Source organism: Thermococcus sp. CX2 (genome assembly GCF_012027555.1).
In the GTDB taxonomy this organism is placed as follows: Archaea; Methanobacteriota_B; Thermococci; order Thermococcales; family Thermococcaceae; genus Thermococcus.
On sequence record NZ_SNUQ01000002.1, the window covers coordinates 1 to 25,326 of the forward strand.

At 53.0% G+C, this 25,326-nt stretch carries 30 protein-coding genes and 1 rRNA gene; 10 read left to right on the forward strand and 21 right to left on the reverse strand.

The window, feature by feature from the left end; genetic code table 11:
- Positions 1–86: ribosomal RNA gene (rrf, locus tag E3E23_RS04160) — 5S ribosomal RNA — on the reverse strand; the annotation flags it as partial.
- Between the two features lie 1,576 nt (positions 87–1,662).
- On the opposite strand from rrf, the gene E3E23_RS04170 reads away from it, so the two are divergent.
- Positions 1,663–2,049, forward strand: a complete 387-nt coding sequence (locus E3E23_RS04170; protein ID WP_167906716.1) for a ribonuclease P protein component 4 — start codon at positions 1,663–1,665, stop codon at positions 2,047–2,049.
- A 33-nt stretch (positions 2,050–2,082) separates the two neighbouring features.
- On the opposite strand, the gene E3E23_RS04175 is transcribed toward E3E23_RS04170, so the two are convergent.
- On the reverse strand, positions 2,083–3,228 hold the full coding sequence (locus E3E23_RS04175; RefSeq protein WP_167906718.1) for a cell wall-binding repeat-containing protein: 1,146 nt from the start codon (positions 3,226–3,228) through the stop codon (positions 2,083–2,085).
- Positions 3,229–3,458: 230 nt separating this feature from the next.
- On the reverse strand, positions 3,459–4,028 hold the full coding sequence (locus E3E23_RS04180; protein ID WP_167906720.1) for a cyclase family protein: 570 nt from the start codon (positions 4,026–4,028) through the stop codon (positions 3,459–3,461).
- A gap of 54 nt (positions 4,029–4,082) precedes the next feature.
- Between E3E23_RS04180 and E3E23_RS04185 the strand changes: the two genes are divergently transcribed.
- From E3E23_RS04185 to tsaA, 3 genes are all read left to right on the forward strand, one after another.
- On the forward strand, positions 4,083–5,348 hold the full coding sequence (locus E3E23_RS04185; RefSeq protein WP_167907406.1) for an adenosylhomocysteinase: 1,266 nt from the start codon (positions 4,083–4,085) through the stop codon (positions 5,346–5,348).
- A 165-nt stretch (positions 5,349–5,513) separates the two neighbouring features.
- The gene (locus E3E23_RS04190; RefSeq protein WP_167907408.1) at positions 5,514–6,452 is read left to right on the forward strand and encodes a caspase family protein; all 939 of its coding nucleotides are present in this window, start codon (positions 5,514–5,516) and stop codon (positions 6,450–6,452) included.
- A 40-nt stretch (positions 6,453–6,492) separates the two neighbouring features.
- Positions 6,493–7,152: a tRNA (N6-threonylcarbamoyladenosine(37)-N6)-methyltransferase TrmO gene (tsaA, locus tag E3E23_RS04195; RefSeq protein WP_167906721.1), complete on the forward strand. Its 660-nt coding sequence runs from the start codon at positions 6,493–6,495 to the stop codon at positions 7,150–7,152.
- Here tsaA and wtpC read toward each other — a convergent pair.
- The 5 genes from wtpC to E3E23_RS04220 form a co-directional block, all read right to left on the reverse strand.
- A complete protein-coding gene (gene wtpC, locus E3E23_RS04200; protein WP_167906722.1) occupies positions 7,124–8,158 on the reverse strand; it encodes a tungstate ABC transporter ATP-binding protein WtpC in 1,035 nt (344 codons plus the stop codon). The two genes, tsaA and wtpC, sit on opposite strands and share 29 nt — an antisense overlap.
- A complete protein-coding gene (gene wtpB, locus E3E23_RS04205; RefSeq protein ID WP_167906723.1) occupies positions 8,145–8,897 on the reverse strand; it encodes a tungstate ABC transporter permease WtpB in 753 nt (250 codons plus the stop codon). Before wtpB ends, wtpC begins: the two co-directional genes overlap by 14 nt.
- A 40-nt stretch (positions 8,898–8,937) precedes the next feature.
- Positions 8,938–9,981, reverse strand: a complete 1,044-nt coding sequence (wtpA, locus tag E3E23_RS04210) for a tungstate ABC transporter substrate-binding protein WtpA (protein WP_167907410.1) — start codon at positions 9,979–9,981, stop codon at positions 8,938–8,940.
- 66 nt (positions 9,982–10,047) lie between these two features.
- Positions 10,048–10,602, reverse strand: a complete 555-nt coding sequence (locus E3E23_RS04215; protein ID WP_167906724.1) for an HD family hydrolase — start codon at positions 10,600–10,602, stop codon at positions 10,048–10,050.
- A gap of 2 nt (positions 10,603–10,604) precedes the next feature.
- Entirely contained in the window at positions 10,605–10,919 is a 315-nt protein-coding gene (locus E3E23_RS04220) for a GTP-binding protein (RefSeq protein ID WP_167907412.1), read from the reverse strand.
- A 50-nt stretch (positions 10,920–10,969) separates the two neighbouring features.
- Between E3E23_RS04220 and E3E23_RS04225 the strand changes: the two genes are divergently transcribed.
- Positions 10,970–11,530 (forward strand): Era-like GTP-binding protein, encoded by a 561-nt coding sequence (locus E3E23_RS04225; protein ID WP_167906725.1) that lies wholly within the window; start codon positions 10,970–10,972, stop codon positions 11,528–11,530.
- Between the two features lies 1 nt (position 11,531).
- Here E3E23_RS04225 and E3E23_RS04230 read toward each other — a convergent pair whose 3' ends face one another.
- Positions 11,532–11,936: a secondary thiamine-phosphate synthase enzyme YjbQ gene (locus tag E3E23_RS04230; RefSeq protein WP_167906726.1), complete on the reverse strand. Its 405-nt coding sequence runs from the start codon at positions 11,934–11,936 to the stop codon at positions 11,532–11,534.
- A gap of 55 nt (positions 11,937–11,991) precedes the next feature.
- Positions 11,992–12,126 carry a hypothetical protein gene (locus E3E23_RS10060; protein WP_256366230.1) on the reverse strand — a complete coding sequence of 45 codons (135 nt, stop codon included), beginning with the start codon at positions 12,124–12,126 and terminating at the stop codon, positions 11,992–11,994.
- Between the two features lie 197 nt (positions 12,127–12,323).
- Between E3E23_RS10060 and E3E23_RS04240 the strand changes: the two genes are divergently transcribed.
- Positions 12,324–13,418: a TRM11 family methyltransferase gene (locus E3E23_RS04240; RefSeq protein ID WP_167906727.1), complete on the forward strand. Its 1,095-nt coding sequence runs from the start codon at positions 12,324–12,326 to the stop codon at positions 13,416–13,418.
- On the opposite strand, the gene E3E23_RS04245 is transcribed toward E3E23_RS04240, so the two are convergent.
- The gene (locus E3E23_RS04245) at positions 13,415–13,846 is read right to left on the reverse strand and encodes a CoA-binding protein (protein WP_167906728.1); all 432 of its coding nucleotides are present in this window, start codon (positions 13,844–13,846) and stop codon (positions 13,415–13,417) included. The genes E3E23_RS04240 and E3E23_RS04245 overlap by 4 nt on opposite strands.
- Positions 13,847–13,904: 58 nt before the next feature.
- Here E3E23_RS04245 and E3E23_RS04250 point away from each other — a divergent pair, with 58 nt between their 5' ends.
- Entirely contained in the window at positions 13,905–14,339 is a 435-nt protein-coding gene (locus E3E23_RS04250; RefSeq protein ID WP_167906730.1) for a hypothetical protein, read from the forward strand.
- On the opposite strand, the gene E3E23_RS04255 is transcribed toward E3E23_RS04250, so the two are convergent.
- Both E3E23_RS04255 and E3E23_RS04260 read right to left on the reverse strand, forming a co-directional pair.
- Positions 14,311–14,694, reverse strand: coding sequence for an NfeD family protein (locus E3E23_RS04255; protein WP_167906731.1), 384 nt, complete (start codon positions 14,692–14,694; stop codon positions 14,311–14,313). The two genes, E3E23_RS04250 and E3E23_RS04255, sit on opposite strands and share 29 nt — an antisense overlap.
- Positions 14,691–15,338 (reverse strand): M48 family metallopeptidase, encoded by a 648-nt coding sequence (locus E3E23_RS04260; protein WP_167906732.1) that lies wholly within the window; start codon positions 15,336–15,338, stop codon positions 14,691–14,693. The genes E3E23_RS04255 and E3E23_RS04260 overlap by 4 nt, the downstream gene beginning before the upstream one ends.
- 38 nt (positions 15,339–15,376) lie before the next feature.
- On the opposite strand from E3E23_RS04260, the gene E3E23_RS04265 reads away from it, so the two are divergent.
- A complete protein-coding gene (locus E3E23_RS04265) occupies positions 15,377–16,177 on the forward strand; it encodes a radical SAM protein (RefSeq protein WP_167906734.1) in 801 nt (266 codons plus the stop codon).
- Here E3E23_RS04265 and E3E23_RS04270 read toward each other — a convergent pair whose 3' ends face one another.
- The 5 genes from E3E23_RS04270 to E3E23_RS04290 all read right to left on the reverse strand — a co-directional run bounded on the left by E3E23_RS04270 (position 16,178) and on the right by E3E23_RS04290 (position 21,066).
- On the reverse strand, positions 16,178–16,810 hold the full coding sequence (locus tag E3E23_RS04270) for a diacylglycerol/polyprenol kinase family protein (protein ID WP_167906736.1): 633 nt from the start codon (positions 16,808–16,810) through the stop codon (positions 16,178–16,180).
- 46 nt (positions 16,811–16,856) lie between these two features.
- Positions 16,857–18,197, reverse strand: coding sequence for a glycerate kinase (locus tag E3E23_RS04275; protein ID WP_167906738.1), 1,341 nt, complete (start codon positions 18,195–18,197; stop codon positions 16,857–16,859).
- A 44-nt stretch (positions 18,198–18,241) separates the two neighbouring features.
- Positions 18,242–19,573 (reverse strand): GntP family permease, encoded by a 1,332-nt coding sequence (locus tag E3E23_RS04280; RefSeq protein WP_240920742.1) that lies wholly within the window; start codon positions 19,571–19,573, stop codon positions 18,242–18,244.
- 307 nt (positions 19,574–19,880) lie between these two features.
- Entirely contained in the window at positions 19,881–20,549 is a 669-nt protein-coding gene (locus E3E23_RS04285; protein WP_167907414.1) for a TIGR00703 family protein, read from the reverse strand.
- 97 nt (positions 20,550–20,646) lie between these two features.
- Positions 20,647–21,066 carry a DUF371 domain-containing protein gene (locus E3E23_RS04290; RefSeq protein ID WP_167906741.1) on the reverse strand — a complete coding sequence of 140 codons (420 nt, stop codon included), beginning with the start codon at positions 21,064–21,066 and terminating at the stop codon, positions 20,647–20,649.
- Between the two features lie 110 nt (positions 21,067–21,176).
- Between E3E23_RS04290 and E3E23_RS04295 the strand changes: the two genes are divergently transcribed.
- A complete protein-coding gene (locus E3E23_RS04295; RefSeq protein WP_167907416.1) occupies positions 21,177–21,380 on the forward strand; it encodes a 30S ribosomal protein S17e in 204 nt (67 codons plus the stop codon).
- Between the two features lie 53 nt (positions 21,381–21,433).
- Here E3E23_RS04295 and E3E23_RS04300 read toward each other — a convergent pair whose 3' ends face one another.
- Positions 21,434–22,030, reverse strand: a complete 597-nt coding sequence (locus tag E3E23_RS04300; RefSeq protein WP_167906742.1) for an ArsR family transcriptional regulator — start codon at positions 22,028–22,030, stop codon at positions 21,434–21,436.
- Between the two features lie 110 nt (positions 22,031–22,140).
- On the opposite strand from E3E23_RS04300, the gene thrC reads away from it, so the two are divergent.
- On the forward strand, positions 22,141–23,310 hold the full coding sequence (thrC, locus tag E3E23_RS04305) for a threonine synthase (RefSeq protein WP_167907418.1): 1,170 nt from the start codon (positions 22,141–22,143) through the stop codon (positions 23,308–23,310).
- Here the strand turns inward: thrC and E3E23_RS04310 are convergent.
- Positions 23,307–23,885, reverse strand: a complete 579-nt coding sequence (locus E3E23_RS04310) for a thymidine kinase (RefSeq protein ID WP_167906744.1) — start codon at positions 23,883–23,885, stop codon at positions 23,307–23,309. The two genes, thrC and E3E23_RS04310, sit on opposite strands and share 4 nt — an antisense overlap.
- 91 nt (positions 23,886–23,976) lie before the next feature.
- Positions 23,977–25,308, reverse strand: coding sequence for a type III ribulose-bisphosphate carboxylase (rbcL, locus tag E3E23_RS04315; protein ID WP_167906746.1), 1,332 nt, complete (start codon positions 25,306–25,308; stop codon positions 23,977–23,979).
- Positions 25,309–25,326 lie beyond the last annotated feature (18 nt).

The following is a 25,326-nucleotide window of genomic DNA, read 5'->3' on the forward strand; positions in this document are numbered from 1 at the left end:
AGGGCAGTACACCCGGGATCGCTGGCGGGCTTAACTTCCGGGGTCGAAACGAGACCGGGTGTAACCCCGCCGCTATGACCGCCGTACCGATACATACCTCCCGCGGTGCATTTATAAATCTTACGGTTGCTGTAGTAGTGATGGACGAAGAGATTATGAAATTGCTCCATTGGGCGGGAAGAAGGGAACCCCTAAACCCAGCAAAGAGGATCAAGGAATTTCAGATGAAAATCCAGAGAGCAAAGAACGGAGACAATCTGGAAATAGGGGGTTTCCTAATTGGGAGAAAACCCCCATATGCGCCAGCTGACGCAGCGTATTATCTGCTGTCCCCCGTACCCCCCTCGGAGCTTGCAGGGTTGCCAAAAGATGCACCCAGGGCTTACCTAGTGCTTAGACTAACCGAGAAGAGCCAGGTCACGGGGGATGTAAAGCCCGGGAGGTATGTGGTCGTCAAGGGAATCATTGACGCATACTCCTGGGGAAATCTGAGAATGCTTTATGTTGAGAGCATCGAGGGCAGGGACTACTCCGAGTACTGGCTCGAATACAGGAGCGCCGCATTAAGCAAAACGGAGGTCGAAGGGCTGCTTTCCAGGACTGTCTACGTCAGATACGAGATGGAAAAGGCTCTGATATACTCTCTCTATGGCACCCCCGTGGTTCTCGGGCTGTCTCAAAGCTGGGGCGAAGGTCTTGACCTCACCGTCTACCATTACAAGGCGGAGAGTGAACTACTGGCCCTGTGGAGCGCTCTGAAGTATTTCCACTCCGCTCTACCATGGGAAATGCGCCTAAGGCGCGAGAGGGTAATGGAAGTCTCAGACCCATTCCTGGACCTGGATTTTAGACTCTCAAATCCCAACTCCACGAACCTCCGTTACTTCGTGCCCTACTCCCGCAGGGGTCTTCGGATACTCCCCAAATGGGCCGCTAATGAGATACTTGGAAAACGAGCCGTGGGGCTACTACCCGAAAACAAGGAAGCAGACCCCACGGAACTCCTGGCTAGAACCTCCGAGGCTCCCTTTGTTCTCGCCCCCTGGGAGGAGAGGCCATACTACGAGCACAACCGTGAGCTAATGGAGCTCATGCCAAACCTGATTGCCACACTGTTCCTGAGGAGGGCGGAAGTGAGCTCGATAAACGCAGGGGCCATAGAGGAGTTTAGGAGAAAGTACATCCGGTGGCAGGAGGAGAAGAGGGACGAGTACGATAAAAAATTCGACGCGTTGATAGCCCCAAGGGGACTTATGAACCCCACGATACGTTACCACCTGAGTCTCAGGCTCCTGGGCTCTGCAGTGAGGTTTGAAGGAAAAATGAAGGGTTCAGTAGCACGCGATGTCCTGTTCATAAACGATGCCATAGTAAACGACTGGATGGTGGTTCTCAGGGATAGGCCAGATGTATTGATGAGGTTGCTAAAGGAGTACGAACGTTACGTTCCCCGCGACGTAAGAGCCAGCAGGGCCCTGAGAATATTCAGCGACTTGGTGTCCACAAGCTCCAGCGAGGAAACGACAAGGGAAGAGTTTTTGAAGGCACTCATTGATGTTGGCTTTAGTAGGGACGACGCGATGGGTCTGATTGAGCGGTTTATAGCCGCAGGCTACATTTACGAGCCATTTCCCGGAAAGCTGAGGCTGGTACGGTGATATCATGTCGAAAAAGAAGTTCATACGCCAGAGAGAGCAGCGGGAGAAGAAGAGAATAGCAAGGGAGAGAGTGAATATTCTGTTCACGCTCGCCGAGCGCGTCTTTCCCTACGAGCCTGAATTAGCCAACCGCTACGTCGAAATAGCCCTCGCCGTTCAGCAGAAGGCCAAGATAAGGATGCCAAAGAAATGGAAGAGGCGCTACTGCAAGAAATGCCACTCGTTCCTCGTTCCCGGCGTGAACGCCAGGGTTAGGCTGAGGAACAAGCGGATGCCCCACGTGGTGATCAAGTGCCTCAACTGCGGGCATGTGATGAGGTATCCATACTTAAAGGAGCAGAAGAAGAGGCGCAGAATGCAAGCCGAGGAGAAAGATAAAAAGAATGTCTGATGTTATCCAGCGAGAGGAAGGAAAGAGAGGAGATCACGGCCTTCGAGGCCTCTCCTTCGGGACGTTTCTTATGGCCTCCCTGTTGTTCTTGTAAGCTTCTTGAATCATGCTCTTTATCTGGTCCATCAGCTGCCTGGCAACGTCGTACTGACCGTTCTTGATGGCGATTTTGAACTGCTCCATGAGCTGGTTAAGCTGGGCCATGTCGAGACCGGCTTTTTCCATAACCTTTATCTGGGCCTCAAGCTTCGCCAGCTCCCTCTCGAGAGCCATCTTCTCGCTGTTCTTTATCGCTATTCTCATCTCGCCGTTCGCTGCCTTGAGGCTGAATTGGGTCTGAACTTGGAGCTCAAGCATGAGCTGGTAGGCGTAGGTGTAGTTGCCGGCCTGAAGGGCCTGGTTGGCCTTCTCCATGGTCATCTCCATGACGCGAACCTGCTCCATGAGCTGGGTTGTATTGGTGGCGTTGGCTATTTCCTCGATCGCCATTAGCCTCTCCCTGATCTGAATCATCAGCTGAAGCACGGTCTCCTTGGTAACGTTGACCTGGACTTCGTTTGTGGTGCAGTTGCACTCCTTGAGCTGCTTCCTAACCAGCTCCATGGTCATTTCGGAGGCATGGGTGTGAACCATAGTCATGTTCCTTATCTGGAACCTCTCCATCAGCAGGGTAATGTTCGTGGTCTTGTTAATATAGAGTATTATGGCCCTGTTCTGAACTGCTATCCTGATGGCGTTCTGAATTGCCAGGCTGTCGTTTCCAGCGACCATAACGCTTCCGTTGAACTTGAGTCCAAACTTGACCGGGGCCTGGGTCATGACTATGAGGTTGGTCTCGTACCTGTTCTCTCCACCCCAGCGTTCGACCGAGATGCCGAGCTCTTGGAGGTCTGTAACGTACTCTTCAACTACAGCGTCCGGACCGCCGATTATTATGACCTCATCGGGAGCGTAACTCATAATCTCAGCGGTAACGTTCGGATCGTAGACACCCCATGTGGTCGTCACGATAACCGCGCCGGTCACGTTGGCGAGGTATTCTGCTATGCCCTTGTCCGCGGCATTATCGCTGACAAGGATGACTATGTTGCTCGTCGCCGCGCTGACACCGGTAAAACTCACTGGCATTGCTACCATAAGCAACCCGAACAGGATTGCCAGGACTTTCTTTACCATCATGGCACTTCACCTCAGTTATCCTTATGAAAAAGGACATATTTAAGCTTTTTTCAGGAAATCGTCCAGCTGTGTTACCCATTGTTTAGAAAAAAGCGTTGAGATCAGGTTTTTATCCAGTAACTGTTAACAAAGGTTTCTCAATGTTTAGCTGCGTTTAAAAATCGAGGATTCACCGCCAAATCTAGAAAACGGCTGAGATGTAATAGTATCAAACCTATACTGACACAGGCTTATTTGACTATAGCAACTGCTCGGACTGGACTGCCCGAACCTCCCCTAACTTTCAGTGGAAATGCTATGAATGTGAACTCTTTCCCCACCAAAAGCTCGAGGTTGGTAAGGTTCTCGAAGATTGGTACCTCCTCACTGAGGAGTATCTTGTGCACGGCATCATCCCCTATGCTCATGGCGTCTGTTCCAACAGCTCTGGCTCCCTCCGCGACAAGGAACAGGGCAACCTCTGGTGATAGCTCCCTCCCTCCAGTGAGGAACAGAACAACCCTCCCCAGGAATCCGGAGTCAGGCACCTCTTCAAGCCCTACTAGTCCTTCACCGCTTCGGACATCGATAACGAGGCCGGGGCCCATAAACTTTTCAAGGGGCATCTCGTCAACTGTTTTCCCTCCTGGTATAAAGTGTGCCGGAGCATCGACGTGCGTCCCCGTGTGTTCCCCGAGACGGAGTGCGTTCATGTAGTAGCCGTCACGCTCTATCCTCGCCCAGGGCTTTACCTTCACCTCAGGGTCGCCAGGGTAGACAGGGGTGTCCTCACCAATGGATATGGAGAGGTCGATTATCATGGGACCACCAATGAGCTTTTAATGTTCAAGGATTAAAATCCTGCGGTGATGGTAATGGACTGCACGAAGGACTACTGCGTTAGGGACATAAGGCTCGCCCCAAGCGGCGAGAAGAAGATCGACTGGGTGTCAAGATTCATGCCGGTTTTGCAGAGCATAAGGAAGGACTTCGAGGAGAAAAAGCCCTTCAAGGGGGTTAAGATAGCCGCCACGCTCCACCTCGAGATGAAGACCGCTTTTCTGCTTCTCACGCTGAAAGCTGGAGGAGCAGAGGTTTCTGCAGCAGCAAGCAACCCGCTGAGCACTCAGGATGACGTGGTTGCGGCTTTAGCTAAGGCGGGTGTTAAGGTTTACGCTGTAAGGGGCGAGAGCAGGGAGGAATACTACGAGAACATGCACAGGGCTTTGGATATAGAACCGAACATAATCATAGACGACGGTGCCGACATGATAAGCGTCGTCCACCGGGAGAGAACCGAGCTTATCGATAACATTTGGGGGGCGAGTGAAGAAACGACGACCGGCGTCATAAGGCTCCGCGCCATGGAGAAGGACGGGGTTTTGAAGTTCCCGATCATAGCGGTCAACGACAGCTATACCAAGTACCTCTTCGACAACCGCTACGGAACGGGCCAGTCGACGTGGGACGGCATAATAAGGACGACGAACCTTCTCGTTGCCGGCAAGAACGTCGTTGTCGTCGGCTACGGCTGGTGCGGGAGGGGAATAGCGATGCGCGCGAGGGGTTTTGGAGCGACCGTCATAGTCGTCGAGGTGGACCCAATAAGGGCATTGGAGGCCAGGATGGACGGCTTCTTAGTGATGCCTATGACTGAAGCGGCGAAGGTTGGAGACATCTTCATCACGGCAACCGGAGACATCAACTGCATAAGGAGAGAGCACTTCGAGCTCATGAAGGACGGCGTCATTTTGGCCAACGCGGGCCACTTCGACGTTGAGATAAGCAAGCCCGACCTAGAGGCATTAGCCGTTGAGATAAACCAGCCGAGGCCGAACATAACCGAGTACAAGATGAAAGACGGCAGAAGGCTCTATCTCCTCGCGGAGGGCAGACTCGTCAATCTGGCTGCAGCGGATGGTCATCCCGCCGAAATTATGGACATGAGCTTCGCGTTACAGGCGAAGGCGGCCGAGTACATCAGGAACAACCACGATAAGCTTGAGCCTAAAGTCTACGTGCTCCCGAGGGAGATAGACGAGATGGTGGCGAGGATAAAACTGAAAGCCATGGGCATTGAAATCGAGCAGCTCACCGAGGAGCAGAGGAAATATCTCGAGAGCTGGGAGCACGGGACATAAGGACAGCGTTGATTTTGTCCGCAAAAATAATGCAAAGATTTTTCCAATTTTTATTCACTTTTGAGAACTCTTTCATTGCTGCTTGTAACGATAAGGGCTGTCCTCCAAGCACAATTTAAAGAAAATTTTTTATGCATAAATCCATACCCAGTTGCGGTGATCCACATGAAGAAACTTTCAGCTATATTTGTGGTGTTAGTAGTCCTACTGAGTATACCAATGGTCGCCTCTGTCCAGCAGAGGCACGGCATAGACTACTCCAAGCCCCTGTATGCAGAGGACGTGAAGATAGGACACAAGATAAGTGTGGACTACATTCCAAAGGCAGGAGGATTCCGCGGCGGAAGGGGCAGGGGAACGAGCACCACAACCGCGGCAACGGGTATTCTCGGGGCCCCAGTCGAAGGAGAGAAGTACGCAATAGTCATCGGGATAGCAGATTACCCAGGCACGTCGAGCGATCTGCAATACACCGATGATGATGCCCAGCTGGTTTATGACACGCTCATCAACGTCTATGGATTCAAGCCGGAGAACATAATCTTCCTCCTCAACATGGACGCGAGCTTCTACAACATATACGACGCGGTTATGGAGCTCAAATCGAAGGTTCAGCCGGGTGATGAGGCTGTCTTCTACTTCAGCGGGCACGGTTCAACCGGAAGGGCCGATGATGGAGACAGTGAGGTAATAGACGAGGCGATAGTCACCCACGACGGCAACCCGGATGGCAGCTTCATCCTTATATGGGACGGACAGCTCAGGGCATGGTTCGAGGACTTCCCGACTGACAGGATAATATTCATCTTCGACAGCTGCTACTCCGGAGGAATGACCGATTTGGCCGCCGAGGGCAGGATAGTGGTTATGGCCTCTGGAGAGAGGGAATTCTCACTTGAGAGCTCCGAGTGGGGACACGGTCAGTTCACGTACTACTTCTTCCTTGAGGGCATCAACGAGGGCTACGCCGATGTCTACGACCACGATGGAGACCCCGCCACTCCGGACGTCACTGTTGAGGAGGCATTTGACTACACCTTCGCCAACTGCGAGCAGCAAACGCCTGTTATAGCAGATGGCTTCACCAACGATCTCCTTCCGTAAAGCGTTTAACTCTCTCTTCTTTTCTTCTTCTGGTGATGTTATGGAATTTGAGCCCTTCAAGATTATCCCCGTTGGCAGGGTCAGGAAAGAAAACGAGAAAACTTGGCTTGAAATCTATCCAGAGTTCAGCGAAGCAGTAGAGGGGCTTGGGGAGGGAGACTGGATAAAGCTCATCCTCTGGTTCCATGAAAGCGACACGCCCGAACGGAGGAACGTCTTGAAAGTTCATCCCTACAACAACCCTAAAAATCCCCTCACGGGCGTCTTCGCCACGCGCTCTCCCGTTAGGCCTAACCCCTTGGCAATTTATGCGGTCAAAATCCACAGAATAAAGGGAAACAGGTTGTACATAGACTGGATAGACGCCCACGATGGGACGCCGGTAGCGGACATCAAGATACTCGTGGAGAGACTCGACTGTCCAAAGGAGACCCCAATCGAGGAGTGGGAGCTCGACATCGGGAAATCGCGGCAGGTGGGAGAGATAAACCTGATTCCGAGGAAGGACGAGCACCTCGACGAGCTTGAGGAAGTTTCTCCAGATGAATACAACGCCGTAGTGGTCGAAATCGGACCGAAGACGACGGTTCTAACTGCAAAAGAACTCGTGGAACTCATTGAAGTGTTGGAGGAGTTCTACGACAAACTGCCCGTGGAAATTAAAGACAAGCTCAGAAGACGTGAAGGGCGCTCGCTTTGAAGCTCACCCAGACTTCCTTTCCCTTCCCTATCCCCATCTCGAGCATGGATGAGCGGGTTATAAAGGCGCTCAGCTCCAATCCCTTGGCCCTGAGCCTCACCCTGACGAGAGGCCCAAGCTCCTCAACGGCTTCAATGGTGGCTTTGAACTCGTTCCTCGCGGATGTTCTTATGGGCTCAAGCGACAGGATTATGTCCTCCGGTCTTAGACCAACGCGAACCTTGCCATGCACCTCAACCGGGAGCTCTATCTCAAGACCGTTAGTTCTGAGCTTCCTCCCCTCGGCAAAGCCCTCGATGAGGTTCTCGAAGCCGAGGAAGCGGGCGACCTCCTCGTTAGCTGGCCTTGAGAAGACCTCCCTAATGCTTCCCACCTGCACGAGTCTCCCCGAAAGCATCACTCCAACTCTATCACCCAGACTGACGGCTTCTTCAAAGGAGTGGGTAACGTGTAGGGCCGTGAAGCCGAGCTCTTTACGCCAGCGCTTCATCTCCCCTATGAGCTTAGCCCTCGTCTGGACGTCGAGGTTGGCGAAGGGCTCGTCGAGGAGGAGAAGCTTCGGTTCAATCACCAAGGCCCTCGCTATGGCGACGCGCTGGCTCTCTCCGCCGCTCAGCGTTTTCGGCTTCCTATGGAGGAGGTGGTCTATGCCGAGGACCTCCGCTATGTCTCTCACTTTCCTTTCAATCTCCCCCTTAGGAAGCCTTCTTAACTTCAGGCCAAAGGCTATGTTGTCGTAAACGCTCATGTGGGGAAAGAGGGCATAGTTCTGCGGGATATAAGCTAAACTCCTCCTTTCGGGGGGCCAGTCTGTCACATCCTTCCCATCGAGGATCACCTTTCCGGAATCGGGCTCCATTATGCCTGCTATAATTTCCAGCAGGACGGTCTTTCCAGCCCCGCTCGGGCCCAGTATTATGAAGTACTCGCCCGCCTCCACGCCGAAGGTTATCTCTCTAAGCTTGAACTCCTTCCAGTCCTTGGAGATTGATTTAACTTCCAGCATTTGCCCTCCTCCCCACGAGCCATCTAAGTACCACAAATATGGTGAGGCTCATGACTATGAGTATCACCGAAATGGGCCTCGATGCCCTCAGCCCGTAGTTGTTGAAGTACTCCATGACCAGAACCTGGGCGGTCTTGGGATAGTAGGCGACTATCAAAATCGCTCCGACCTCGCTTATGGCCCTGGCCCAGGTCATTATCGCGCCGCTCGCTATGGCTGGAAACGCCATTGGGAGGGCTATTGAGAAGAAGGCCCTAAGCCTCGAAGCGCCGAGGGTTCTCGCGACGTGCTCCAGCTCTTCATCCACTGCCAAAAATCCATCGCGCGCGGCGTTTATCGCGAAGGGAGCTGAAACGAAGAGCATCGCCGCTATTATTCCGGCGTAGCTGTCAAGAATGGCGCTCGAGAAGGTTACCAGGAGCATTATACCGACGACAGAATGGGGAATAACGATTGGAACATCAACTATGGCCTGAACGAGGCTTTTACCTTTGAAGTCCTTTCTAGCCAAGACGTAGCCGAGAGGAACGCCGAAGAGGAGTGATATTAACGCGGTCGCGGTTGCCGTTAGCAGGGAGTTCTTGAGGGCCTTTATGACGAGTTCGTCGTGGAGCGTCTTTACGAGCATCCCCCAGTCGGAGGCCTGCTTAAGGAAAATCACAATTAGGGGAATTGCAATGTAGAGCACTATGAAGCTCCCCATGAGGGCAAAGAACGCCACCGTGTAGTCGCGCTTCATTTTCGCCCCCCAGAAAATTTTGAAGAGGGAAATAAAAATATCATCCCTCAACCGTGACCATGTCCTTGATTTCGTCGGGCACGTTGCCGAAAGCTACCGGCGGCCATATGAAGTCCTGATAGTTCTTCTGGAATACCTCCTTACCCTTCTCGCTCAGGAGGTACTTGAGGAACTCCATCGCCAGCTCCCTGTTGGGGGCTTCCTTGGGGACGGTGACGCCGTAAACGATGGGCTTTGCCTGGATAACTTTCTCTGTTGAGCCAATGTAAATTTGAACCTTGCCGTAGTAGTCTGCCATCTTGAAGTCCTTGAGGTTTATCTCGTTGGGGAGCTCGATGTACTTGAGGCCGTGCTGCTCGGCCACGCTCTTGTAGATGAAGTAGTAATCAAGGGAGCCGCTCTCAACCAGTGCTGTGAGGTCTGTCTCCTTAGGCCTTATGACGACGCGGTCGTTCTTAATCTGAATCTCCTTCGGGGCCACGATGTGGGTACCGTTGAAGTAAATGTTGGTGTTCTTCTCGACGAGGGTCTCAAAGATTGGCTTGCCATAGTAGTAATCGGCGAGCTTCATGACCATAACGCTCCTGTAACCGCAGGGGTCCTGGTTCGGGTCGCTGAAGCCGAAGGAAACGTCGTCCCTTGAGAGAATCTCATACCAGTTGTCGGAGTTTATCTCGTCAGCGTACTTGCTCTTGTCGGTGAAGGCTATGACTATCTCATTGGTGGCAAAGATGACGTAAAAGTCGGTGTAGTTGGGTATCATCAGCTGGGGTATGAGGGTGTAGTCGGCGACGGCGACTATGTCGGCCTTCTTACCGAGGTCCGTGACCTTCCTGACGGCCGCAACACTTCCGCTGGCCTCATCCTGAAAAGTTACCTTATATCCGAGGTTCTCCTCTGCGTACTTTGCGAACTCTTCCTCTAACTGCTGGAACGGAACGCTGAGCGAGCCGGCGTGGAAGACTATCAGCGTCGCCTCCTTAGGTCCAGAGGTCGAAGTTTCAGAGCCATCGCCGCTTATACATCCCGCGGCGACCACTGAAAGGATGAGAACAGCCATTAAGAGAATGCCCTTCCACCTCATTGGAACCACCGAACTAATACCCAGAAGCGGGTATTTAAGCGTTTTGAGAAAACAAACATGTTTAAGTTAACATTTCTGTTTACGTCGAGCGGCGAGTCCCTCGACCAGATCCCGGAAATGTTCATAGAACTCGCTTTTCCTGAGGTCATCCAGGGCACTCCAGAATTCGTCGAGGTTCCTGAAGCCGGCCTCCTCGTACTCAAGCGCCTGGATCAGCATCTCGAGTTTATCGGCGAACTTAACTAACCTGCCCTCCAAGCTAAGGCCCTCCTCGTACTCCCTGAAAAGCTCGAAGTAGTCTCTGGCCTTAGGACCGGCCTTGATGAAAATCTCCATCGCGGCCCTCGTCTCGGCCCTCTTCTTGTCGAGGTAGTACTGGGCAGTCAGTGGTATGTCCGTTATCCTCGCCTCGGCAAGGTCGTGGAGGATCGCTATCTTAAGGGCCCGCTCAACGTCTATATCCACTCCCCTCTCCCTCAGCGAGTCGGCGAGAAAGAGGGTTATCAGAACGACCCGATAGCTGTGGTCGGCTATGCTTTCGGGATTCGAAACTCCCCGAAGGAGCCACCCGGTTCTGGGGAGCCTCTTCAGGTTGCCGGCCTCAAAAAACAGATCGAGCATCTTCAATCCTCCGTAGTGAAAACCGCTTTTTCGGTCTCTATCGCACTCGCTATTATGCAGTCACCCAAGAACCTTCCGTAAACCCTCACCCACTCCCCCTTGCCCAGGCAGGGGCTTCCGGAGAACTCTATCCTGATGCCAGAAACTTTGAACGTGGTTCTGTATCCCGGAAGTTCCATAGGAAGGAACTCAATTAGGGGTTTGTCCTCGATGGTGCCCTCTATAACAACGTTCTTACCCCTGAAACCACCGGCATGGAGCTCATCAACGGTAACGATGTAATAGTAATGGTGACCCAGCTTGACCCTTTTGGGCATGTTCATCACCTTTATAGCCCCACGTTGCCTATTATGTGTGGGGTGAGGGTATGATAAAGGTTGCGATTATCGGTGCCGAGAATGTTGGCAAGTCAACCCTCATGAACGCGCTCATCGGTGGTAGAATCTCAGAGGTCGAGAACCTTCCAGGAACGACGAAGGGCATAATAAGGCGCCGCTTCGGCAAGCTGAAGATACCGAAGAGCATGAAAAACCCGCTCGGAGGGGCGGATGAGTTCGTTTTGATAGACACCGCCGGCCTCTTCGACCCCCAGAGGGAGTTCAGGGGGAAGGTCCTCAGCGAGGAGAAGTTCAGAGAGATTTTGAATGAAATCCTATCTTCCGATATCGTCATCCACATGGTGGATGCCCAGTACGGTCTTCACAGGGGCATGGAGAAGCTCCACCACCTCCTCAAGATGCGTCACGAGAAGCCAATAATAGTCGTCATCAACAAAATCGACCTCGTTCCAGCCGAGAGGGTTGAAGAGCTGAGGAAGATAATAAAGAAGCGCCTCGAGCAGGATGCCATTCCGCTCTCGCTTGTAACCTACAAGGGCTTCAACGACCTGCTGAAGGCATTGGCCTATTACGCCCAATACGTCAGATGAATCAGCACTTGCATATCTTAACGAGCACCTTCCTACGCCTCGGGCCGTCGAGCTCGACGAAAAGAATCCTCTGCCAAGTTCCAAGGAGGAGCTCCCCTTCGTCTATAGGCACGACAACCTCAGGGCTCAGGAAAAGGCTCGCCCTGATGTGGGAGTGGGCGTTGCTGTCGATGGTGTCGTGACCGTAGCCAGTGCCTTTAGGGACAAGCTCCTTCATCTTTGCCTTTATGTCCTGAAGAAGCCTCTCCTCGTTTTCATTGATTAACAGGCCCGTGGTGGTGTGCTTTGTGAAAACCACCACTATGCCGCTCGTCACATCACTCCTCCATACTACGTGCTGGATCTCCCTGGTTATGTCTATTATCTGAAACCTTTCCTTAGTAGGAACCTCAATCTCGAAGAGCATCTACCTCACCACCCCGAGGTTTTTCTGGATCTCTATGAGGATCTCCTCAGGATTTTTAACCCCCCACGACATCCCCGAAGAGAACCTCGTCTGAGTAAACCTCCTTGTTCGTCAGGAGCAGGTAGATGAGGTTCCCTATAAACTCCACCATGCCTACCTTCTGCCCCATCAGCGCCCGGAGCCGTTCCATGGTGCCACCCTCCCCGCAAGCTCACGTTCGAGTGCTTTGAGGAGAATCTCGGAGACGAGTATCTCTTTAATCAGCATGACATTCATCCGCGAGAGTAAATTTTACATTAAGACTCAAGCTTTAATCCAGGTGCGCGCTTAATCTTATTAAACCTAACCCTCGGAACGTTTTTAAGAGCCGGACAGAAGGGAGGAACCATGTATGCAGTAATATTTGGTAAGAATCCCCGCCTCAGCGAGGCAGAATTTTACGCCTTCGCGAGAAGGTTTAACCTAAAGGTCAGGGTAGTTGAGACTGGGCAGGACTGGCTGGTGTTTGAATCAAGCCCAAACGTTGAACGCTATTTTAGATGGCTCGGAGGTTCGCTAAAGCTGGTGAAGGTTTTTGGTGAGGGCGAAGAGACTATAGGCGAGTTTGAATACTCCAAGCTCTTCACCGTGAGCCTCTACGGGAAGAGCGACTGGAAGCTCTGGCGGAAGCTTGGGAGCGAGATAAAGAGACAATTCAAAGCTGAAGGACCTTCCAAGTTCTTCAAGCCGGCCAAAGTTTACGCCATGCCAGCCGAGCTCATCCTCAAGGGCTTTCCAGAAACTAAAGACTTCGTATTCCTCTTCGGCGAGAGCCTCTGGGTCGGGGAGACGGTGAAGGTTGCGGATCCCTTCGAGCTCAAGAAGCTCGACGTGGAGAGGCCGGTTCAGAGGCCAATACTCTCTATCCCCCCACGGCTCGCGCGCATAATGGTGAACCTCACGGAGGTCAGGAAGGGTAACTTCCTCGACCCATTCTGTGGCATAGGGACTATAGTCCAGGAATTCGTTCTCCAGGGATTAAACGCCCACGGGAGCGACAGAGACGAGAAGGCAATACGCGATGCCAAGAAAAACCTCGCCTGGCTAAGGAAGGAGTTCAGGCTTAAAAACTCGGCCCACCTGGAAGTCTGCGACGCGAGGAAGCTGAAGAGGTGCTTCAGGACGCGCTTTGATGCAATAGTTACCGAGCCCTACCTCGGCAAGCCCCTCAAGAGGAACCCGACGCGCGGGGAGGCGATAAAGCTCGCCAACGAGCTTGATAGGTTTTACTACCAGGTCTTTGAAAGCTTTGCCGACGTCCTTAAAAGAAACGGAAGGGTAGTCTTCGTCTTTCCGGCCTACAGGCTTTCCGGCGGCGGAATATATAGAAAAGATAGGAAGTGGCTCGGGAAACTCGGCTTCGAGGTTCTGGGAAGGTACACCGACTACGAGGAGAGGCACAGGCTCGTAAGGGACATCCACGTGCTGAGGTACAGGGGTTAATCCCCTATCAGCCTCTCGTGCTCCTGCTTCATGCAGCGGTGGGCAACTGCCATTAATCCGGCCTCCTTCGCTCTCTTAAAGGCCTCCTGGCTGTAGGTGTTGAACTGGAACCAGACGACCTCGGCGCCCTTCTTTATCGCCTGCTCGACGTAGTCCATCGCGAACTCCGGTCTAACGAAGATGTCAACGATTTCCACCTCGTCTGGAATGTCTAGAACGCTCGAGTAGCACTTTCTCCCCAAAACTTCCTCGTAGTGGGGGTTTACTGGATAGACCTCGTAGCCGTGCTCGATAAGGTATCTCATAACCTTGTTGGCGTCCCTTTCGGGCTTTGGTGATGCGCCCACGAGGGCGATTTTCCTGTACTTGGTCAGAATTTCCTTAACGTCTTCATCCGTCAGCCTGTCGACAGACATTATCCGCACCATGTTATCACAATATCCATCTCTTAGCCAACGTTTATAACATCTTTTGCCAATTCCCTATATGCTCTATGAAGAAACTGTGACAAGCAGGGTGTTTCAGCTCTTAATGACTATCCCTCTAGCGGCAATGCTCTGGGGGACGTATCAGACCTACAGAACAGGGGAAGGCCTTGAGGTCATGCTCCCAGCCACTGCAGTGGTCTTAGTCCTTCTACTGGACATCATGGCGATGAGGATAGAGATAGACGACCGTGAGATAAGGATACGCGGAACCTTAGGACTAATAATGAGGAAGACGATTCCCCTGGAGAACATCGCCAGCTTCAAGGTCGGCGATAGCTGGATGAAGTGCTACGGGATGGTGCACTTCACATTGCCCGCCAGGGGTTGTGTGGTGATAATTCCGCGGAAGGGCTGGAGCGTCTCATTCTCCACCAACCGGCCCGAGGAGATAGCAAAGATTCTCTCTATGCTGGGCATTCCACGAGAACCTTAGTCCCCCTGACGGCCACTATCCTGACTTCTTGGCCACTCTTCGCGGTTCCTTTGAGGCATTCGGCGCGCCAGAGCTCGCCGTCGAGCTTAATCAGTCCTTCGGAAGCCAGATCTTCAACGACCACGGCGGTTCTCCCAATCAAAGCCTCCACTCCAACCTCGACCTTCCTGTCGAAGGTTCCGAGGAGAAATGGAGCCACTGCGACGTCCTTAGCGAGCAGCACCCCCAGAACTATCATCATTCCACGTATAGGGACGTTTATCCCCATTGAAGGCAAAATAAAGAGCAGTAACCCAGCCACAATCAGCTCATCCGTCATCAGGGCGAGCAACTTTAGGAAATCCCCCTTTTTCATTCCCTCCCCTCCAGCCAGCGCCAGTATTGGTTCAGCTCAACCACGCGCCACCAGTGTTTGAGCTCCCTTCTGGCGGTTTTGTAGTCGGGATAAAACCTTCCGACGAGCTCCCAGAAGGCCTTGGAGTGGTTAAGATGCCTTAAATGAGCGAGCTCATGAACGACGACGTATCGCTTCAGATTTTCCGGAACGACTATGAGACGAAGGTTGAAGCTCAGGTTTTTCCTCGAAGAGCAGCTTCCCCACTTGCTCCTGCCGAGCCTCACGTAGACCTTCCCGGGTTCGACGCCCATCTTCCGAGAGTACTCCCCGATAAGCTCGTGGAGTTCCCTCCTGAGGCGCTCTCTGAGAAGCGAGACCATCGGTTCGGGCATCGGAGGGAGCACTACAGTTTCAAACCTCTCGTGTATCTTCGGCTTCCTTCCGTGAATGACGCGGTAGAATCTGCCGTCGAGGGGAAAACCCAGTTCGGCCTCGTTCTTAGCCTTCTCGACCTCGGCAATCTTTTTCTCTAGCCACTCCCTGTGCTTCTCGATGAAGGAATCAACGTCAAAGCCCGATGGAGCAGTAACGACCACCCTCCCATCCGGCCTGACCTCAAGCCGGGCGTACTTCACCGGCCTCACGCGGAGCTCGTAGTCCATCCCGCTCACCTTTTAAGGAAAAGTAAGAAGCTGAGCTTATGAAAGTTGAGGTCCTCGAGAGAAAAGCCAAGAGCATCTACACCCGCTCGAAGATTCCGGGAGTTAACTGGACGGTTAACCAGTACGTCGGCTGTGCCTTCTCCTGCAGGTACTGCTACGCCAAGTTTCTGTGCCGGTGGAGGGATTACGGCGAGTGGGGAAGCTGGGTGGAGGTGAAGACCAACGCACCGGAGCTCGCCAGGAAGCGGATTCGGGGGAGCGTTGTGATGTCAACCGTCAGCGACCCTTACCAACCGATAGAGGCCAAACTGAAGCTGACGCGGCGGGTTCTCCGCTACATGGACAAGAGAAACGAGCTGTCCATACTGACGAGGTCGCCGCTGGTCACACGCGACATAGACTTATTTCGGGAATTCCGCTCGATAGAGGTCGGCCTGACGATTAACGGCTTTGATAGGAGGGAAAAGAGGCTCTTTGAACCGCTGGCACCTGTTCAGAAGGCCCGGATCACCGCGCTCCAGAGGCTTTACGATGAGGGCGTAAGAACCTACGTCTTCGTGAGCCCGATAATCCCAGGAGTTACCGATGTCAGAACCATCGTAGAGGAGACCAGGGGCTTCGCGGACCGCTACTTTTTCGAGGTGCTGAACCTCAGGGCCTCCGGAAAGGAGTTCCAATGGGTTCTGCGGGAGAACTACCCAGAAAGCTACATGATTCTAACGGACGACGAGAAGTTCACGCGCTTCATTTCGAAGCTGAAGGAAGAAATTAAAGGGCTTGACATAAAAACGGAGGGGATAGAAACCCACCGACATGGCTGGAAGCTCATCCAATTCTAACTACCACGTCACCCCCAGCAGCTCTCCGCCATAGGCGAGCCACAGAAGAAGGGCAGTCGAAAAGGGGACGGTAAACTCGTCGTAGGCGGACGGGATGGGGAGGCTCTCCAGAAATACTGCAATCATGGCCACCAATCCCAGGAACGGAAGGGAATACTGCATACCAAGGACTCTGTGGGCAAAGACCAGCATGACCAGAGAGACCACGAACATGGTGACACTTCCAATGATGGTCTTTCTCCCATTCCACGGAATTCTCGGCCCGCCCACGGCTCGGCCTACTATCGCATTGAAGCAGTCGCCGAAGGTCGAGACCCACAGCGCCGAGAGGGCGGCTATCTTCGGGAAGATTGAACATATCATCGCCATCGTAACCCAGAAGAGGAAGCTGCCCAGATAGTTGTCAGCCTCGTCCTCCCTCGCCATCTGGCGGTAGCTCAGGTCTGCTACAGGGACGGTGAAGCGCCAGCCCCTCCTGAGCTTGAGATGCTGGAGAGTGTAGAGGAAGGCGAATCCCCACACCACTAGGAGCGTTACCCACTTTGGCGTGAAGACGATTATTGGAGCTCCCAGTATTCCGGGCAGAACGTGCCAGCCTTTTCTGACAAGTTCCCTTCTAGGTATCCCTTTCATGATTTCATCTCCCCTTAGATTTCAGCGAAGATGTTTATATCCTCTACTACGGAATCACCGCTATCACCAGCGAGTTGACATTCGTCCCCGTCGGGCCGGTTCTGAGGAGCGCACCTACTTTTTCGAGGGCCCTGTAGGCGTCGTGTTTCCTAAGGACTTCCTCCACATCTATTCCAGCCTCGCTGAGCTTTTCAAGGGTGGATCCGTCAACAATTCCTCCGGCGGCATCGGTGGGACCGTCGGTTCCGTCGGTGTCAAGGGCCAAAACTACGGCGTTTAAGCCGGCTATCTTCCTCGCTATGCTCAGCGCGAACTCCTGGTTCGGGCCGCCGAGACCAGCTTCCCCCTCAATCGTGACTGTCCACTCACCGCCTGCTATCAGAACGGCGGGCCTCTCAAAGGGCCGGTTTCTCGAGGCTATCTCCTGAATCAGCGAGCCGATTGCGAGCGCTACTTCTCTTGCCTCGCCTTCAAGGGTGGTCGTCAGGATGTGGGCATTAAAGCCGAGCTCTTCGGCCTTTCTTTTTGCGGCCTCACACGCTATAGCCCCGCTCCCCACTATGAAGTTGTGAACGTTGGGCAAATCTTCTTTGAGGGTCTCCTCTGCTTCCCCCCGGAGGCCTTTTTCTATGTGCCCCCTAACACTCTCCGGGAGCTTGTCCCACACGCCGTAGAGCCTCAGAACTCTGTGGGCATCTTCAAAGGTCGTGGGATCGCTCACAGTTGGTCCAGAGGCGATGGCCTCCAAGGGGTCGCCGACAACATCCGAGAGGATTAAACTTACAACCGTCCCCTTCACGAGCTTTGCCAGTTTTCCGCCCTTCACCTTTGAGATGTGCTTCCTGACGGTGTTTATCTCATAAATCTTCGCCCCGCTCTTCAAAAGAAGCTCGTTCGTCTGTATCTTGTCGTCAAGGCTTATGCCGTCCTCGGGGAGAGTAAAGAGAGCCGAACCTCCACCTGAAATCAGGACGAGAAGTAAATCATCTTCCCCAACTTTTTCCGCGAGCTCAACGCCAGCCAGCGCGCCCCTCATAGAGTTCTCATCAGGGACTGGATGGCCCGCCTCGATTACCGTGATTTTCGGGTCGTCCACGCAGTTTGCAGCGTATCCATATTTTGTGACGACGAGGCCTTCCGCTATCCTCTCACCGAGAACCTCATAAGCAGCTTTAGCCATCGCGCAGGCAGCCTTGCCGAAAGCGAGGAGGTAGACCCTGCCTGGAACATTGAAGGGCTTTCCATTCACATAGAGCCTATCCTCGCGGTACTCGAGCGTCCTTTTAACAGCCAAGTAGGGGTCGGCCGCCTTAAGTGCGGCGTTCATTATTTCGAGGGCCGCTCTCCGGAGATCACCTTTGGGAAATAGGGATAAGCCAGTACCCATCATACCACCTCTCCCCCTCAGTTAAAAAAATAAAGAAAGCCGGCTCAAAGAAGAATCGCGCCCATGATTAAAATCACTATGGCCGCTACGACACCCTCAACGAAGGTTGCTATTGTCTGGAGCCTGTAGCCCTGGGTGACGTCCATGTTGGAGAACTGCGTAACCACCCAGAAGTAGCTATCGTTCGCGTGGCTTACGACCATGGAACCGGCACCGATCGCTAAAACTGCCAGCGCTCTGCCGTAGGGAGATCCAAGTCCCAGTGAGTCCATCATCGGAGACAGAAGCGCTGAGGTCGTGATTATTGCAACCGTTGATGATCCCTGGGCGGTCTTAAGAAGCGCGGCTATAACAAACGGCAGCAGAAGTCCGAGATTGTATGCTGCCAGAGTGCTTCCGATGTAGTCACCTATTCCCGTCTCCCTCAGAACATACCCGAAGGAGCCACCAGCGCCGGTGATTAAGATGATGATTGCGGCGTTCTTTAGACCTTCTCCGACCCAGCCATTGGGTCCGTAGATGCTCTCGTCGAGCTTCTCAACCAGCTTAAACGACAGGAGGACACCGACCAGCAGTGCGGTTATTGGGTGACCAATGAAATCAAGGAAGTTCTTGAGCGTATCCGTTCCGAAGGGGTGAGACGGGAAGTCGGCTACCGACTTGAGAACGATGAGAAGTATCGGAACAACCAGAGGGGCAAACGCCCACCTGGCTGGTGGCAGCTTTTCATACTTCTGCATGAGATCCTCATAGCTCTCCTCTATGTCGGGCTCGATTTGTATCTTGCTTCCAACCTTCATTGCATAGTAGAGGCCAGCGATGGCGGCAGGTATCGAGGCAATAAGTCCCAGCATGATTACAAGTCCAAGATCCGCGTTGAGATTTTCAGCGGCTGCAATTGGACCCGGCGTTGGTGGCACCAGGGTGTGGGTAGCGTATAAACCCGTGCTCAGCGCAATGGCAGTAACCGCCATGGAAAGGCCCGCACGCTTGGTCAGGGTCTTGTTGAGTGGGGATAAGATAACGAATCCCGAGTCACAGAACACGGGCACTGAGACTATGTATCCGATTATACTCATCGCATGTGGAACCCTGTTCTTCCCGACAACCTTGAGAACAGCCTCTGCCATGGACAGTGCTCCACCGGACTTTTCGAGAATATATCCGATTATTGTTCCAGCTGCAATGACTATACCTATCGACTTCAGGGTTCCTCCAAAGCCCGTGGCTATTGCATTTACAGTCTCTGAAAGTCCGAGGCCCGAGAATATTCCCACAAAGTATGCTGCTCCTAGAAGCACCAGAAATGCGTGCACTTTGTACTTCCCTGTAAACAAAACAATTAGACCAACCGATATAGCCAGCAACAGTAGCAATATCTGCCCCGAAACCATGGGATACCCTCCTGCCCGAAAGGGCAAAAATTGTATTGCTCAAATACCAAATAAATCTTTCCATACAGACAATAAAAATGGCCATTACTTTTGGTTTTATGATAAATTCCAACTTTCCAAAACACCAAATTATCAACAACACATTGTGTTACAAAAATCGTGCTTAAGGTGACTCTATTAACTAAAAGACAATTAACGTTCGAATTACATTGGGCTCCCAGAAGACAAAATTTCCCGTAGATCTAACCTTTGCCGTTGGATGGATAACAGAGGAAGAAAATAAACTGCATCAGTCCAGCATAGCCAGAACCTTGTCCACCTCGTTGGCGACCTCAACGTCGAAGAGGTGTATGGTTGGGAGCAACCACCAGAGGCGGTAGCTGTGGGCCTTACCTTCCTCGCCGTAGTACTGGAAGACGAATCTTCCAAAGCCCGTCATGTCGCGGTGGAGATCTCTGACTTCTCTCAGGACGCGCCTGACCTTGGGTGGGTACTCCTCGTAGGGCAGCGGGAGACTCTTGACAAAAACCCTGTCCTTGAAGAAGTCAGTGGTCAAGCCGATTGAACCCACGTATTTTTCAAGCTGCTTGAAGCCCTTCTCAGACCAAAAGCGATGGAGTACTATCCTGGGGTCCTCCCTGGCCAGCGGAAAGCTCTGCTCTTCCTCTTCTAACCAAAACTCGAGGTAGGGCTGGCCCTTTTCGATGACTATCCTGGCCAGAAGCCTCGCGTTCTTCGGTATTGCCTTCTGAGTCTCGTCAATGTGGTACTCCTTACCGCTAACCGTGTAGGTCTCTCCCTCCTGCCTCTCGCCCGCCTTCGAGACGAAGTAGGCCCTCTCGCCCTCTATGGTTCCGAGGTGAAGGTCGTAGCCCCATGCCCTCAAGTCCTTGAACTTGAACCTCCGCTCAGCAGGGACGACTCCCGAGTTCTCGATTATGTAATACCCCTCGAGCATTTTCATCACCAAAGGTTAATAAAATGGGCAAGTATTTAAAGGTTTCTTTACACATCTCAACGAAGGTATATTGCAAAAACAGCGGTTGAAAGAGCGCTCAATCAAGAATAATCAGCTCTATCTCCGCCATGGTTTCGGGGTTCTTCAGGAGCTCAACGATGCGCCTGTCTATGTCTTTAGCGGCTTTGTTCGCTTTTATCGCAAGCGTTCTCCCATCCACGTAGGTGCTCTTCCGTATCACCATGGAGTATTCATGGTTCAGAATCAGCTCTGGACTGCCACAGGCTAAGACCTCGTCCACGAGCTCCCCGACCTTAATGCGGATTAGAAGCCTCTTTCCCTCTTTCAGGGCGGCTTTAAACTCCTCACTAAGGTCGTTTATTCCCTTGTCAGCTTCAATACAGAGTATGCAATCCCCCTTCGGCGTGAGGTAGTCCTCCTTTGTAAACTCAAGCGTGGACTTGTGCGTGGCCCTAACGTTCTCGTGGCCCCGGCAGCGGATGATTTCCTTGAGCATGGTTCCAGTTTTGAAGGTGGGCTTATAAGCCTAAGCCAGGGAAAAGTTTTAAAACGGCTTTCGAGATTGGGCATATGGTTGTCAAACTCAAGCTAATGGGGGGATTGATGATGGGAAACATCAAGCAGACGTTCATTAAGAGGGTTGCAAGGGAGCTCTTTGACCGCTATCCAGACCAGTTCACCAGGGACTTCGAGCACAACAAGAAGAAGGTCGAGGAGCTGACCAACGTTACCAGCAAGACCATCAGGAACAGGATAGCCGGCTACATCACCAGGCTCGTGAGAATGAAGGAAGAGGGCAAGATACTCTGATGCCCTATCCATCGTTTTTCTGAGCTTTAACTTTCTCCTTCTCAAGGCGCTTTCTAAAAGTCATCGAGGTCTTCCAGTATCTTCCTGGGGAGCCTTGGACCAAACTCGCGCATGAGCCTCTCGAATTCGCGCTCGTTCTCCAGGGCTATTCTCCGCAGGAGGTTCTCGATGTAGGTCTCCGTTAGGAGGCGAACCTCTTCAAGCTCCTGCTTTGTCCTTATGAGTTCCTCTATCCTCTCCTGAATCTCAGAGAGGAACGTCACGAGCTCTCTGATCTTGTCCTCGGTCGGCTCGGTGGACTTTATAAGCTCCCTTGCCTGGGCGTACTCACGGGTGGGCCTTGGCGCTTTGGGCTCGTACATCTCGGTTCCAAAGGTGTACGGTGTCAGGAGAACCTCCAAACGGAAGCCGCGCTTTATCATGTAGTACTTCCTCGGCCTGCCGCGCGGGATCTTCTCTACCCTGCCCTCTATCAGTCCGGCACTCTCGAGTATCCTGAGGTGCTCCAAAACGGCCTTCTGGCCAACTCCAAGCTCCTGGCTAAGCTCGCTCACGAAGTATGGTCTCCTGGTGAGCAGGATGAGTATCCTACGCCTCGTCTCGTTTCCCAGTATGTCAAGCAACCGTCCCATGTTCTTATTTAACTCCATGCTCTCACCCCCTCTTTCCCTAACCTAATGTAAGAAAAGACTACTTTAAGCTTTTCGGTTGTGACGCCCAGGTTTAAAAAGTATCAGCAGAAGTAACTTCGGTGATCCCAATGTTCGCGGCAAAACTGGTCTGCACAAAATGCGGTGAACCTTATCCCCTCGCCTCCGGTATCTACAAGTGCCCCAAATGCGGCTCGCCTCTGGATGTTTGCTATCACTACGATGATATAGCCGACATCATCCAGGACAACGACCCCTGGTTCCGGGAACACCCGCACGTCTGGAAGTACTGGATGTTCCTGCCCGTTTCCAATCTTAAAAAAGCAGTTACGCTCAATGAAGGCGGTACGAGACTCTACAGGGCAAAGAGGCTCGAGGAGAAAATAGGCATCACGAGGCTTTACATCAAGAACGAAGGCGAAAATCCAACCGGGGCCTTTAAAGACAGGGGCTCAAGCGTAGAAATCACAAAGGCCCTCGAGTTTCACGCGCAGAAAGTGATAGTAGCTTCAACCGGCAACATGGCGGCGTCAATAAGTGCATACGGGGCAAAAGCCGGCCTCAAAGTCACGATAGTAGTTCCCGAGGGGACCCCAGAGGGCAAGCTCGTCCAGGCCAAGGTGTACGGAGCAAGCGTTGAGGTTTTCGGAAAGACGTACGATGAAGCGCTGGCAGAGGCAGAGAGAAAGGCGCTTGAGGAGGGCTACTACCTGACCGGCAACTACCACTACCGCGTCGAGGGACAGAAGACGACGGGCTTCGAAATCATTGACCAGCTCCACTTCAACGTCCCGGACTGGATAGTAGTGCCCATCGGAGCCGGAACACACCTCAGAGCAATCTGGAAGGGCCTAAAAGAGTTTTATCGGGTCGGCCTCATCAGTGAGCTTCCGAGGATAGCGGGCGTCCAAATTGAGGGCTACGACGCAATAGTTAGGGCCTGGAAGACCGGCAAATCAATTGAGAAGATAACAAAAAAGGTCCCAACCATCGCCAGTGCAATAGCCGTCAAGGCCCCGGTTGATGGAGAAAACGTTCTCAAGGCAGTAAAGGAGAGCAACGGATACCTCGATACAGTTACCAATGAAGAAACAGCCGCGGCTGGCCTTCTCCTCGGAAAGGAGGGCCTCTTTGTTGAGCCATCATCCGCAACCTCCCTAGCCCTTGCCCAGAAGATGAGAGAAGAGGGAATAATAGACAAAGGCGAAAGCGTAGTCATCATCGCAACCGGCCACGGACTCAAGGACATCAACACCTGGAGCAAAGTGCTGACGAGCTAAGGCACCTCGTGATGGAGCCTGCACCTCGCCTCGTAGCTCTCCCTCCCTCCAACGAGAATTACCGGGGAATCCCTGGGAGCAGGCTTTCCATCGATGAGCCTCTGACTCCTGGTTGCTGGTCTTCCACAGACGGTGCAGACGGCGGTGAGGTAGACTATATTGTCGGCCCTAACGAGAAGCTCCCTGGTTACAGGGAACGGGTCTCCCTTGAAGTCGAGGTTCAGGCCGCTCGCTATGACGTAAACCCCATCATCGGCAAGCCGGTTGAGCGTTTCAACGATGCTCATCGGAAAGAACTGCACCTCGTCGATTCCTATGACCTCGAAGCCCTCCCTCTTGGTTATTTCCTCTATCTTTCTCACACCCTCCTCGTCCGTCGGTATGACAAAGGCCTCGTAGCGCAGCCCGTTATGTGCAACCACCTCATCCTCGCTGTACCTGTTGTCTATGGCAGGTTTGAAGAGCGCCGCCTTTCTTTTTGCAAACATCTGGCGTTCTATGCGCTTAATCAGCTCAGTTGTCTTGCCCGCAAACATCGGCCCGGTTATGACCTCAAGAAATCCCTCTGGATGCACTTTCTCCCACCAGATATGGAACGGGATTTGGGAGTTAAATGGACTGCGGAAGAAAAGTTGAACAAAAGACAAAGGAAGAAGGGAAAAACGGTCAAACTGGCGTGACGTGGCCCCACTTCTCGAGGGCCCTCGCAAGCTCCTTGTGGGTCTTGGCGTACTCGTCGAGCGGGATGCCCTGCATGATGGCATTCAGCGCCTGCCTGACGGCCATTGCTCCAGCCTTCGGTCCGTCAGGGTGTCCGAGGGTTCCGCCGCCTATCTGCAGGACGATGTCCTTTCCGAGGGCATCTATGACGGGCTCAATGTTGCCGGGGTGAAGGCCACCCGAGCTGACGGGCATGGCCGGTTTGATGTGGTAGAACTTCTGCTCCAGGTGGAAGACGTCGTTCTCATCCGGGACGTAGTGCTCCTCCCTGAATATCCTGGCGTACTGTATGACCTCCCACTTGCCGCCCTCGAGCTTTCCTGCTCCAGCGGTGCCGACGTGGAGCTGGTCAAGGCCTATGACCCTGTAGAGCTTAGCCAGAACGAACATCGAGATGCCGTGGTAGGGGTTCCTGGTGAAGGTCGCGTGCATAGCTCTGTGGGCGTGCAGGGCTATGCCGTAGTCCTCGGCCAAATCGCGGATGTACTCAAGGGCTCCCCAGCCGGTAACGACAACATCCACCATGGCATGCGGGTTGCCGTAATCGGCGAGGATTTCCAGTCTGCGCTCCATTTCCCTGATGTCGGCGGTAATGTTGGCAAACCAGCTCTTCTTCTCTCCAGTCTCGCTCTCAACTTTGTCGATGACCCTCATGATGACCTCGGCCCTGTCCTCAAAGCGGTTGTACCAGGGGCTCGTTAGGTTCTCATCATCCTTGATGTAGTCCATTCCCCCGCTGAGAAGGTCGTAGGCGAGCTTCTCGAGCTCCTCCGGCGAATAGCCTACCTTGGGCTTCGGAACGGTTCCGACTATTGGCCTGTCATTAACTCCGAAAATCTCCTTAACGCCCTCCTTTCCAAAGGCAGGTCCATCGAACTCCCTGAGGAACTTCTCGGGCAGGTAGATGTCCTCCAGGCGGAGGCCCTTGACACGCTTCATTCCAAAGACGTTGCCGGCAACGGAAGCGAGCATTCCCGGCATGTTCCACTCCTCGAACAGGTGAACGGGATAGGCGATTCTAACAACCCACGAGCCGTCGCCCATGTCTGTAAAGTGATAGGCCTTGGCAGACATGTCGTCCCATCTTTCCTTCTCGTACCACTGGTAGAGGCTCGTCCAGGTTCCGGTCGAGCTCTCGGCGGCAACTGCCCCAGCGGCATCCTCAATGCTGAAGCCCTCGGCCGGAGTTATTCTGAAAACGGCTATCAAATCTCTCTTGAGATTCGGCTCATACTCCTTGTCCACATATATGTCGTATATCTCAAACTTCTCCACCATGCTTTCACCTCCTCAGTA

What these genes read in the sequence shown, in the direction of transcription:
- E3E23_RS04175 (WP_167906718.1), bottom strand. Translation starts at nt 3,228, where the DNA reads ATGATGGTAAAGAAAGTCCTGGCAATCCTGTTCGGGTTGCTTATGGTA.
- wtpC (WP_167906722.1), bottom strand. Translation starts at nt 8,158, where the DNA reads ATGCTGGAAGTTAAATCAATCTCCAAGGACTGGAAGGAGTTCAAGCTT.
- E3E23_RS04215 (WP_167906724.1), bottom strand. Translation starts at nt 10,602, where the DNA reads ATGCTCGATCTGTTTTTTGAGGCCGGCAACCTGAAGAGGCTCCCCAGA.
- E3E23_RS04300 (WP_167906742.1), bottom strand. Translation starts at nt 22,030, where the DNA reads ATGGAGTTAAATAAGAACATGGGACGGTTGCTTGACATACTGGGAAAC.
- E3E23_RS04245 (WP_167906728.1), bottom strand. Translation starts at nt 13,846, where the DNA reads ATGGTGCGGATAATGTCTGTCGACAGGCTGACGGATGAAGACGTTAAG.
- E3E23_RS04190 (WP_167907408.1), top strand. Translation starts at nt 5,514, where the DNA reads ATGAAGAAACTTTCAGCTATATTTGTGGTGTTAGTAGTCCTACTGAGT.
- wtpB (WP_167906723.1), bottom strand. Translation starts at nt 8,897, where the DNA reads ATGAAGCGCGACTACACGGTGGCGTTCTTTGCCCTCATGGGGAGCTTC.
- E3E23_RS04220 (WP_167907412.1), bottom strand. Translation starts at nt 10,919, where the DNA reads ATGCCCAAAAGGGTCAAGCTGGGTCACCATTACTATTACATCGTTACC.
- wtpA (WP_167907410.1), bottom strand. Translation starts at nt 9,981, where the DNA reads ATGAGGTGGAAGGGCATTCTCTTAATGGCTGTTCTCATCCTTTCAGTG.
- E3E23_RS04170 (WP_167906716.1), top strand. Translation starts at nt 1,663, where the DNA reads ATGTCGAAAAAGAAGTTCATACGCCAGAGAGAGCAGCGGGAGAAGAAG.
- E3E23_RS04265 (WP_167906734.1), top strand. Translation starts at nt 15,377, where the DNA reads ATGAAAGTTGAGGTCCTCGAGAGAAAAGCCAAGAGCATCTACACCCGC.
- E3E23_RS04290 (WP_167906741.1), bottom strand. Translation starts at nt 21,066, where the DNA reads ATGCTCAAGGAAATCATCCGCTGCCGGGGCCACGAGAACGTTAGGGCC.
- E3E23_RS04285 (WP_167907414.1), bottom strand. Translation starts at nt 20,549, where the DNA reads ATGCTCGAGGGGTATTACATAATCGAGAACTCGGGAGTCGTCCCTGCT.
- E3E23_RS04275 (WP_167906738.1), bottom strand. Translation starts at nt 18,197, where the DNA reads ATGGGTACTGGCTTATCCCTATTTCCCAAAGGTGATCTCCGGAGAGCG.
- E3E23_RS10060 (WP_256366230.1), bottom strand. Translation starts at nt 12,126, where the DNA reads ATGGAACGGCTCCGGGCGCTGATGGGGCAGAAGGTAGGCATGGTGGAG.
- E3E23_RS04185 (WP_167907406.1), top strand. Translation starts at nt 4,083, where the DNA reads ATGGACTGCACGAAGGACTACTGCGTTAGGGACATAAGGCTCGCCCCA.
- thrC (WP_167907418.1), top strand. Translation starts at nt 22,141, where the DNA reads ATGTTCGCGGCAAAACTGGTCTGCACAAAATGCGGTGAACCTTATCCC.
- E3E23_RS04225 (WP_167906725.1), top strand. Translation starts at nt 10,970, where the DNA reads ATGATAAAGGTTGCGATTATCGGTGCCGAGAATGTTGGCAAGTCAACC.
- E3E23_RS04260 (WP_167906732.1), bottom strand. Translation starts at nt 15,338, where the DNA reads ATGGACTACGAGCTCCGCGTGAGGCCGGTGAAGTACGCCCGGCTTGAG.
- E3E23_RS04295 (WP_167907416.1), top strand. Translation starts at nt 21,177, where the DNA reads ATGGGAAACATCAAGCAGACGTTCATTAAGAGGGTTGCAAGGGAGCTC.
- rbcL (WP_167906746.1), bottom strand. Translation starts at nt 25,308, where the DNA reads ATGGTGGAGAAGTTTGAGATATACGACATATATGTGGACAAGGAGTAT.
- E3E23_RS04240 (WP_167906727.1), top strand. Translation starts at nt 12,324, where the DNA reads ATGTATGCAGTAATATTTGGTAAGAATCCCCGCCTCAGCGAGGCAGAA.
- E3E23_RS04250 (WP_167906730.1), top strand. Translation starts at nt 13,905, where the DNA reads ATGCTCTATGAAGAAACTGTGACAAGCAGGGTGTTTCAGCTCTTAATG.
- E3E23_RS04270 (WP_167906736.1), bottom strand. Translation starts at nt 16,810, where the DNA reads ATGAAAGGGATACCTAGAAGGGAACTTGTCAGAAAAGGCTGGCACGTT.
- E3E23_RS04180 (WP_167906720.1), bottom strand. Translation starts at nt 4,028, where the DNA reads ATGATAATCGACCTCTCCATATCCATTGGTGAGGACACCCCTGTCTAC.
- E3E23_RS04230 (WP_167906726.1), bottom strand. Translation starts at nt 11,936, where the DNA reads ATGCTCTTCGAGATTGAGGTTCCTACTAAGGAAAGGTTTCAGATAATA.
- E3E23_RS04255 (WP_167906731.1), bottom strand. Translation starts at nt 14,694, where the DNA reads ATGAAAAAGGGGGATTTCCTAAAGTTGCTCGCCCTGATGACGGATGAG.
- tsaA (WP_167906721.1), top strand. Translation starts at nt 6,493, where the DNA reads ATGGAATTTGAGCCCTTCAAGATTATCCCCGTTGGCAGGGTCAGGAAA.